The 9,055-nt window shown below is 74.1% G+C and carries 8 protein-coding genes; 3 read left to right on the top strand and 5 right to left on the bottom strand.

The features are described from left to right. Positions 1 to 95: 95 nt before the first annotated feature. From ABZ497_RS35980 to ABZ497_RS35965, 4 genes are all read right to left on the bottom strand, one after another. Positions 96 to 1,385 (bottom strand): MFS transporter, encoded by a 1,290-nt coding sequence (locus ABZ497_RS35980; protein WP_359812155.1) that lies wholly within the window; start codon positions 1,383 to 1,385, stop codon positions 96 to 98. A 43-nt stretch (positions 1,386 to 1,428) separates the two neighbouring features. Continuing rightward, complete coding sequence (locus tag ABZ497_RS35975; RefSeq protein WP_359812152.1) at positions 1,429 to 3,576, bottom strand: PEP/pyruvate-binding domain-containing protein; 2,148 nt, start codon at positions 3,574 to 3,576, stop codon at positions 1,429 to 1,431. Beyond that, on the bottom strand, positions 3,573 to 4,961 hold the full coding sequence (locus ABZ497_RS35970; protein ID WP_359812149.1) for an ATP-grasp domain-containing protein: 1,389 nt from the start codon (positions 4,959 to 4,961) through the stop codon (positions 3,573 to 3,575). Before ABZ497_RS35970 ends, ABZ497_RS35975 begins: the two co-directional genes overlap by 4 nt. 924 nt (positions 4,962 to 5,885) lie before the next feature. Then, positions 5,886 to 6,050, bottom strand: a complete 165-nt coding sequence (locus ABZ497_RS35965) for a hypothetical protein (RefSeq protein WP_359812146.1) — start codon at positions 6,048 to 6,050, stop codon at positions 5,886 to 5,888. A gap of 231 nt (positions 6,051 to 6,281) precedes the next feature. On the opposite strand from ABZ497_RS35965, the gene ABZ497_RS35960 reads away from it, so the two are divergent. Both ABZ497_RS35960 and ABZ497_RS35955 read left to right on the top strand, forming a co-directional pair. Next, the gene (locus tag ABZ497_RS35960) at positions 6,282 to 7,013 is read left to right on the top strand and encodes a helix-turn-helix domain-containing protein (protein WP_359812144.1); all 732 of its coding nucleotides are present in this window, start codon (positions 6,282 to 6,284) and stop codon (positions 7,011 to 7,013) included. Between the two features lie 32 nt (positions 7,014 to 7,045). Next, positions 7,046 to 7,528 (top strand): DUF3291 domain-containing protein, encoded by a 483-nt coding sequence (locus ABZ497_RS35955; RefSeq protein WP_359812141.1) that lies wholly within the window; start codon positions 7,046 to 7,048, stop codon positions 7,526 to 7,528. A 91-nt stretch (positions 7,529 to 7,619) separates the two neighbouring features. Here ABZ497_RS35955 and ABZ497_RS35950 read toward each other — a convergent pair whose 3' ends face one another. Further along, on the bottom strand, positions 7,620 to 8,033 hold the full coding sequence (locus ABZ497_RS35950; RefSeq protein WP_329485206.1) for a RidA family protein: 414 nt from the start codon (positions 8,031 to 8,033) through the stop codon (positions 7,620 to 7,622). A gap of 73 nt (positions 8,034 to 8,106) precedes the next feature. On the opposite strand from ABZ497_RS35950, the gene ABZ497_RS35945 reads away from it, so the two are divergent. Further along, positions 8,107 to 9,000: a LysR family transcriptional regulator gene (locus ABZ497_RS35945; protein WP_359812138.1), complete on the top strand. Its 894-nt coding sequence runs from the start codon at positions 8,107 to 8,109 to the stop codon at positions 8,998 to 9,000. Positions 9,001 to 9,055 lie beyond the last annotated feature (55 nt).

Here is a 9,055-nt window from a genome sequence, read left to right as displayed (position 1 = left end):
GGGCGACCGGACGTCCGGCCGCCCGGTCGGCCCCGCCGCCGCCCCCGCCGCCCGTTCGCCGCACGGACACTGCCGGGACGGGCGCGGTGGAGCGGCTACCGGGACAGCGCCCGGTCCGACGGGGTGCCGGTGTCCGCTCCCGGACCGGGGCGGCGCCGGACCAGCCGCAGCGCCACCGCGACGGCGCCCAGCAGGACGCAGGTGCCCAGGGCGGCGTGCAGGAGCAGCGCGTCGAGCCGGTCCGCCGCCAGGTAGGCGCCGACGGCGAGCGCCACCAGGGCGCACACCCCGCGGTCGATGATCGACTCCAGGGACAGCAGGGTCGCCCGGTAGGGGGTCGGCGGGATGGCCGCGTTGATCAGGTAGCGCTGGACCGGGTAGGCGAGGCCGGTGGCGGCGGCGAACACGCACAGCCACGCGATGGTCGCCGCCGCACCGGACAGGGCGGTGGCGGCCAGCGATCCGGCCATCACGAGGCTCAGCACGGTCACGGCCGCGGTGTCCGAGAGCCTGGCCCGGATCCAGCCGGGCCGGGAGGAGCCCAGCGCCTCGGCCACCGTCATCGCGGAGAGCACCGCGCCGTGGTCGGCGACCGGGACGGCCCTGGCCAGCAGCAGCGGCTGGAACAGGTTGACCTGGCAGATCCGGGCCAGGGTGAAGATCGCCACGCCCTGGACCATCAGCGGTCCCAGGGCCCGGGAGGTCCGCAGCACCTTCCACGCCTGACGCACGGAGTCCAGGAACCCGCCGTCGGGCACCGCCGCGGCCGGCGGAGGCGCCGAGGGCGGCGGGGGCAGCGCCGGCAACGCGGCGGCGCAGGCCAGGGAGCCGAGGGTGCAGGCGGCGGTCAGCAGGTAGGGCGCCTGGTGGACCGTACTCATCAGCACGCCCACCAGCGGCCAGCAGGCGATCTTCGCCCACAGGCCGAGGGCCCGCGCGGTGCCCTCCGCCTGCACGTAGCGCTCTCCGGCGCCCTCGGCGTGCAGGTACTCGTAGAGGTAGGCGCTGGAGGCACCGGAGACCAGGGAGCGGGCGGCGGCGATCGCCAGGAAGTGCAGCAGGAAGCCGGTCGCGGAGGGCAGCGCCACCGGCACCAGGTTGGCGGCCGTCATCACCGCGGCCCCGAGCCGCAGGCAGGTCCGCTGCCCGATCCGGTCGGCGATGAAGCCGGTGGGGACCTCCAGCAGGCAGAAGGCGACGTAGTAGACGCTCTGGATGCCGAAGATCTGGCTGTCCGACAGGCCGGCCTGCCGCTGGTACTCGTAGAAGACCGGCATCCACCACAGCAGGTTGAACAGCAGTTGGAAGCCGTTGTTCAGGCGGACCACCCGGCGGACCCCGGGCGGGGCGGCGGGACCGCGCTTGGCTCGGCCGAGCAGGGACACGGGCTTGCCTTCCTTCGCGTCGGGGGGGGGTTTCGTGGGCCGCTCAGCCGTTGTAGGGGCGCAGTTGCAGCAGGTGGACCCGGCCGCCGGGGGCCAGCAGCCACTCCACGTCGAGGGGGGCGGCGAAGGTGTAGTCCGCGGCGAAGTGGGACTGGAGCAGGCGTCCGGCCAGGGCGAGCCGGCCGAGGTGTGCCCGGGTCTCGGCGTCGAGGTCCTCGGCGGCGGCGCCGAGCGAGAGCGTCCGGCCGCCGCCCTCCACGGTGTTGTAGAGGTACTGCAGCGGCAGCGCGGTGCCGTCGACCACCGCCGAGGTCGAGCCGGGCGCGCAGTTGAGGTAGACGTTGCGGAAGTCCGCCCGGTTGGTGGGGTTGCAGGTGACCATCACCCCACCGAGCGGGGACGGCTCGTAGCGCTGGACGATCACCCCCATGAACGTGTCGTCCAGGGAGATGCCGGCCTCGTGGCGCAGCCGGACGCTGCGCGGCGACAGCAGCGAGGCCCACACCTGGCGGATCGCGTCGAGCAGGCCCGGCAGGTCGGTGACCTTGGTGTGCGACTCGTAGATGCCCGCGGCGGAGAAGCCCGGCAGGTCCTCGGCGTTGGAGGAGGAGCGCACCGCCAGCCGCCCGGCGCCGGCGAGGTGGCGCACCGCGTGCGCGTCCAGCGCCCGCACCAGGTCGTCGGGGACGGGGGTGGCCACGATGAGGTGCTGGAGCTGGACGCAGACCGAGTCGACCGCGTCCATCGCGCCGAGTTCGAGCGCCATCTTCAGCTTGCCGATGCTCTGCTGCACGGCCCGGGAGGAGTCCAGGAAGCGCTGCTGGACGGCGAACGGCACCGCGATCCCCTCGGGCGCGCTGACGTGCCGGGACAGGAAGTCCGCCGCCGCCTGGACGAGGTCGGCGTCCGCGGCCACCCCCAGCCGCCCGGCCAGGTGGCCCAGCAGGTCGGGTCGCGGCGCGCGGGGCACCGAGTAGTAGCCGGTCAGCCGGGCCGATCCGTGGCGCAGCACGTGGTGGAGTTCGCCCAGGTTGGCCGCCTTGGTGCCGTAGCCGCGGCGGTCCCCGGCGCGCAGCCGGGAGAGCGGCACGATCGGTACGTCCTCCACCCGGGGGGCGTCGATCCGGATGCGCTGGGTGTGCCAGACCGGCTGGGTGAGGTCGGCCGGCTCCTCGGCCCGCTCGATGGTGACGCCGTCGGCACTGACCTCGTAGCGGACCCAGCCGCCGTCCAGGTCGTCGGCGGCGATCCGGTCGAGGGCGCCGCGCACGATGGCGTTGGGTATCCCCCAGCCGGCGGCCAGCATGTTGGTGTGCGACAGCGGAGTGGTGGGCAGGGCGTTGACCAGGCCGGCCAGCCGGGGGATGTCGTCGGGGACGACCGGCATGGCCACGATGTCGTACCAGGTGAGGTCCGCCCGGGCGGCGCGGTACGCGTCCGCGTCGGCGAAGGCGCGCAGCCGGCCGGTGGCCGATCCCAGGGTGAGCGGGACGAAGGGCCGCGCGGCGAGCAGCGCGTCCGAGCCGGTCCGGGGCAGGACGCTCTCGGGCACGGCCGCCAGGGCGTTCTCCTGCGCGTGGTTGGCCGGCTTCACCAGCAGGGCGAGGGACTGGTCGAGGTGCTCGCGGACGAAGCGGTGGAACTCGGTGAGCAGGTCGGCGCCCATGGTGTCGGCCTCGGTGGTCTCCAGGACCATGAACGGCTCGGTCGACCGGCTGGGCTGGTCGCCCTGGCTGGGCCGGTTCACCTGGTCGCCGGCGTGCAGGGAGAGCACGCCGAGCAGGAAGCGCCGGTCCGGGTCCTGGTAGACGCTCCGGTTGAAGCCGTCGAGGTCGGCGTCGAGCTCTTCCAGGGTCAGGCCCTCGATCGTGGTGGCGATGTAGTCGACGTGGAACGGGTGCACGGCGCTGTCGAGGATGTGCCACAGCGCCTTGTGCCGGTCGACGACGACCTTGACGTAGGGATGGCCGCCGAGCGTGCCGCAGAGCCGTTCGAAGAGCGGCATGGTGAGACGCGCGCCGATCACCGCACCGGTCTCGGTGCCGGTTTCGGTGTCGCTCTCCGTGCCGAGCATCGCGTCGGTCTCCGTGGCGAGCGGCGCACCGTCCGGCGCCGCGTTCGTGGCCTCGTACGTCGCCTCGTTCGTCTGCGGGCCGGCGGCGCCCGCCGACGCGCCGGGGTGGGCGGTCACCGGCTCGCTCCGGTCGTCAGGTGGCCGGTCAGTGCCTTGGGCAACGCCTCGATGATCCGGGTGCAGTCCGCCACCAGGACGTCCGCCGACCTTGCGGTCAGGAAGCACAGGGCAGCCATGGTGTTGGCGCCCTCGGCCCGCTCGTACGCGGGCATCGGGGTGCCGGCGGGCAGGCTGCGTTCCCGGACCGGTTCGATCGTGGAGCCGGGGCTGAGCAGGTCCGTCCAGTCCACGGCGTCGAAGTCCCAGCGCGGCTGCTCGCTCCAGGGCTCGCCCGCGCGGTCGGCGGCGAGGATCACCAGCGAGCCGGCGGCCCCGGCGGCCCCGCTGCCCCCGGCGCCGGTGAGCATGGCGGGCGGGTAGGCGACGGGCCGCCCGAGCAGTTCGCGCGTCAGCATGCCGATCATGTCGAGTCCGAAGACGGCCTCCACCTGCCGGGTCGTCATCACGCCCCCGAACCGGGCGGCGGTCTCGATCAGCCACATGTCCCGTCCGCCGGGGGCGAGTTTGATCTCGGTGTGGGTGGCGCAGGTGTCCAGACCGAGCGCGTCCACGGCGGCCCGGGAGGCCGCCTCGATCCGGCGCTGCAGGGGTTCGGACAGGTCCGCCGGAGCGATGCTCGCGCGCTCGGTGAAGGGCGGGACGGTCGGCAGCCGGCCGGTGAGGCACAGCGGGTGGTAGACGCCGCCGGCGACGATGCCCTCCACGCTGACGTAGTCGCCCCAGCCCGGATCGGCGAACCAGCCCCGGGTGCCGCCGGTGACGATCTCCTCCAGCAGGAAGTCGCTCACCCCCTCGTCGGCGGCGTGCAGTTCGGCGTATCCCTCCTCGGCGGAGGAGGCCATCACGGACCGGCCGAGCCGCCAGGCGCGGCCCGCCTCCCGGGCGTCGCGCACGGTGAGGTGCGCGGTCGATCCGGCGCTCCACGCGGCCTTCAGCAGCAGCGGCGGGGTCAGCCGTCGGAACGCCTCGTCGATGTCGGCGGCGCCGTGGATCTCGGCGAAGCCCGGGACGGGTACGCCGGCGTCACGCCAGATCCGCCGCATCAGGCGCTTGTCGCGGGCCGCCGCGACGTGCTCCCCCGGGCCGGCCAGCCCGAGGCGGCGGCAGGCGAGGGCCACGGCCACCACCGCGTACTCGGAGAACGTCAGCACGGCCCGCGCCGCGACGCGTTCGGCGTGGTCGGCGATCAGCTCGACCAGCGCCGTCCCGCCCGAGGGCGGCGCCTCGGTGACCGACGCGCAGGCCGGCCGCCAGGTGTCCGCCGTGACCTGCGGCAGTGGCGCGAGCGCCAGCAGATGGACCTCGCCGTGCGCCGCCATGCGCGGGACCGCGTACTCCAGGGGCGGACCGCCCCTCGCATGCACGAACAGGATGCTGCTCATCTCGCTCCTCGGGGTTGGGCGGACAGGGACGTTGCCTGTCGTGTCGGGTGCCCGGTGGCCGGCCCGTCCTCGGGCGCCCGGACCACGGCGGGGGCGCGGCGCCCCGGTGCGGCGTGCACCGCACCGGAGGACGGATGCCCGGTTGTACCGTTGCCGACAGCAGCAGCTGACCGGCCGTCACGTGCTTTCGGCCTGACGTCGGCAGCGCATCTCCGCCTCGGGCCGGGCCTGTCTCTATCCTCAGCAGCCATGCTTGTCATGCACCAATCGGACTGGACCCCGACCGAGACTTTCCGCCACCCGGCACAGGCCACCGGCACCGGGCCCGCTCGGCAGCCCGACCCCGCCCGGACACGCCCGCACGATCGGGGCCGCGCCCGCACCCGCCGGGCGCCGCACTCCGCTCCCCGCGCCGACCACGACCGGCGAAGTCGCGAGCGGGCGGCACCGGAGAAGCGCCGGTACGCGGCGGCGGCGCCCGTTTAGGCCTCGGACCGCTGGGCCCGCCCCCGCCCGCCGTGGCCGCGGCGGAGCCAGGTGGCGGGCCGGTTCGACGCCCGGCGCGGGATCCTCCACCGGCATCGTGCGGGGCCGTCGGACGCCGGCCCCCACCAGCCCGTGCCGCCCGCCTCGCCGCAGCCGACGATGGCCGGAATCGTCTCCCGCCCGTGGTGGGTCGGGCACCGCTCGGCCCGGCGGCTGCCGGCCCGCCGTCCCGGGAAGGGCGTGGCGCTCCTCTCCGCAGGCGAGCGGCTCGACCTCCGCGCCACCCTCAGCAGGGCCGCCGGGACGCCCCCCGCCGACCGCGCTGCTGCTCGGCCCGCCAGCGCACGAAGCGGGGCGGGACCTCGCCCCAGGTGACGACGGCAGCGATGGGCCCCCTACGGGGTGGTCTCCGGGGGGCTCACCCCATCGCCGAGACCGTCAGTCGTCCAAGGGACGCTCGTGCCTCCAGTCCAGGCAGCCCGGCATCAGAAAGCACGCGTAGAGGACCTGGAGGACCACCAGCAGCACGGCCGGCCAGGACCCGAACATGAGCCCGACCAGCAGCGGGAGGGCACTGGGCACCAGCGCGACGACGGCTCCCACCCCACCACCCCGGCCCGCTCTCGGCGCCACCGCCAGAAGGAGCACGAGGGTGGGGAACGTCACCAGGCAAGCCACGATGGACAGCGGCCACACGTACGTCGCGAAGTCCGCCCGCACGAACCCGTCCCGGCCCCGTCCTCCCGGCAACGACCCGAGCGCGGGTCAAGCCGAGCAGCCCGGCCACCAAACGACCCTTCTATCTCCGATCCACGTTGTTCCTAGAATGGCGGGGTGAACGACATCGATGCGATCGCACTGTTGCAGGATCCGGTGCGGCGACGCCTGTACGAGTACGTGGTGGCGCAGGGCCGCGAGGTCGGCCGCAACGAGGCCGCCGAGGCGGCCGGGGTGGCGCGCACTCTCGCCGCGCACCATCTGGACCGGCTGACCGAGGCCGGGCTACTGGAGAGCGGCAGCCGTCGGCTGTCGGGCCGCTCGGGGCCGGGGGCGGGCCGTCCGGCCAAGGTGTACACGCGGGCGCCGGGCGAGCGCTCGGTGTCCCTGCCCGCCCGTGACTACCGGACCGTCGCCGAGCTGCTCGCGGAGGCCGCCGAGCAGGCCGGGCTGGATTCCGGGCTGTACGCGGCCGCGCGCCGCCGGGGGGAGGCGCTGCGCGGCTCGGCGGAACCCTGCGGCGGTCTCGCGGAGGCCATGGAGTTGCTGGCCGCGCGCGGGTACGAGCCGCGTCTGGACACCCCCGGGGAGGACCGGGGTACCGAGGGCGACGACGCCGCCGACGGCGTCGAGGAGGCGACCGGGGCGGCGGCCGAAGCGGGGGTGGTCCGCATGCGCAACTGTCCCTTCCACGCGGTCTCCGAGCGCTTTCCGCCCCTCGTCTGCGGCATGAACCTGGCCCTCCTGGAAGGGCTGCTCGGAGTGGACGGCCCCGTCCGCGCCCGGATGGACGCCCGGCCCGGGGACTGCTGCGTGATCGTCGAGCCTTCTAAAACCAATACTGATTGACATAGAAAAGCGAGCCGTGCTGGGATGAGGCCATGACCTCCTCCACGCACGCCCTCCACCTGGCCCAGCTCAATGTCGCCACCCTCCGGCACCCCCTCGACGACCCCCGCACCGCACCGTTCGTCGAGCTGCTCGAACCGATCAACACCGCCGCCGACGGTGCGCCAGGCTTCGTGTGGCGGCTCACCGAGGACGGCGAGGCCGACGCGACCGGACTGCGCCCGGCGGGCGAGAACGTCATCGTCAACCTGTCGGTGTGGGAGAGCCAGGAAGCCCTCTGGGACTTCACCTACCGCAGTGGCCACCTGGACGCGACACGACGGCGGCGCGAATGGTTCCACCGGCACGCCGAGGCACACCTGGTGCTCTGGTGGATCCCCGCCGGTCACCTCCCCACCGTCGGCGAGGCCTTGGCGCGACTGACCGACCTGCGGGAGCACGGTCCGTCTCCCCGCGCCTTCACCTTCGCGTCCTCGTTCACGCCCACCGAGGCCGCCCCGCAGCCCGCGCCGTGACACCGGCTCCGCAGCCCGCGCCAAGACACCGGCTCCGCCCTCGACGACGGTCGGCGGCCGGGCCACCCGGTCCGGGGCGCCGCCTGCCGGGTCAGTCAACGGCGGAGACGGTACCCGGCCCTGCGGGCCGGCGTGCGTCGACCTCGATCTCGATCTTCATCCGGGGGTCGGAGAGGCCGCATTCGAGCATCGTCGCGGCCGGTCGCACCGCCCCGAAGGTGCGGCGCAGGGCGGGCCAGCACGGCGGGAAGTCCTCGCGATCGGGCAGGAGGTACCTGACCCGGACGACGTCCGCGAAGGTGCAACCCGCCTGTGCCAGTGCCTCCGCGATGTTGCGCAGGCACTGCTCCGCCTGCTCCACCACGTCGTCGGAGATGGTCATGGTCGGGTAGTCGAACCCGGTCGTCCCCGACACGTGCACCCGGTCGCCGTCCACCACCGCCCGGGCGTAGCCGATCTCCTCTTCGAAGGTGGAACCGCTCAGGATCGCGCGTCGCTCTGTCATGCAGCGAAAGCTAGGCAACCAGCGGGTGATATGTCCAATAGCACGGAAACCCTCGTGTGATATCTCTGGCGGTATGGATCGCCCGGAACTCGGACTGCACCAACTCCACGCCTTCGCCGTGCTCGCCGAGGAACTCCACTTCGGACGCGCGGCGGAGCGGCTGGGCATCGCACAACCGCCGCTCAGTCAGCAGATCCGCCGTCTGGAGGCGAAGGTCGGGCACCCGCTGTTCACCCGGGCGCCGGGCCGGGTCGCGCTCACCCCGGCAGGACAGGAGCTCCTGCCGGCCGCGCGGCACGCGCTCGACGAGGTCGCCGCCGCACTGAGCGCGGCGCGGGCCGTCGCCGACGGCGAGGCCGGTCGCATCCGGATCGGCTTCTCCGGGTCACTCGCGCTGAGTGTCCTGCCGGGCCTGCTGCGCGCCTACCACGACCGGTACCCCGCGGTGGAGATGGAGATCCGGGAGATGACCACGGCGGTGCAGGTGACTGCCCTGCACGAGCAGGTGATCGACCTCGGGCTCCTGCGGGAGCCGCCGGACGAGCCGGGGCTCCTGAACGAGGTGATCCTGTCCGAGGAGTTCGTCGCCGTCCTGCCGCGGTCCCACCCCCTCGCGGCCCGACGCGTGGTCCCCGTCGAGGCGCTGGCGGGCGAGCCGTTCGTGCTGCTGCCCCGCAGTGCCGGACCGACCGTGCTCGACCGGATCCTCCACCTGTGCCGCGACGCGGGATTCGAGCCGCGCCTCGGACAGCAGGCGGTGGAGTGGCAGACGGTCTCCGCGCTCGTGGAGGCGGGGCTCGGCGTCTCGCTCGCCCCGGCGAGCATCCGCCGGATCCGGCTGAAAGGCGTCGCGTACCGCCGGATCGAGCCGAACACCACACGCACCACCGTCGCGATGACCTGGCGGCGCGACGACCGGAATCCCCTGGTCGCGCGGTTCCTGGAGGAAGCCCGTCGCGAACCCTGAACCCGTTCGGTGGGCAGGTGGCGGAACGCTCCGGCTGGGGGCCGGCGGGTGGTCG

Source organism: Kitasatospora sp. NPDC005751 (assembly GCF_040630835.1).
Classification (GTDB): Bacteria; Actinomycetota; Actinomycetes; order Streptomycetales; family Streptomycetaceae; genus Kitasatospora.
This window is presented reverse-complemented; position numbering and strand designations above follow the sequence as displayed.

Coding starts and splice junctions, on each gene's coding strand:
- ABZ497_RS35945 (WP_359812138.1), top strand. CDS start 8,107: ATGGATCGCCCGGAACTCGGACTGCACCAACTCCACGCCTTCGCCGTG.
- ABZ497_RS35950 (WP_329485206.1), bottom strand. CDS start 8,033: ATGACAGAGCGACGCGCGATCCTGAGCGGTTCCACCTTCGAAGAGGAG.
- ABZ497_RS35955 (WP_359812141.1), top strand. CDS start 7,046: ATGACCTCCTCCACGCACGCCCTCCACCTGGCCCAGCTCAATGTCGCC.
- ABZ497_RS35970 (WP_359812149.1), bottom strand. CDS start 4,961: ATGAGCAGCATCCTGTTCGTGCATGCGAGGGGCGGTCCGCCCCTGGAG.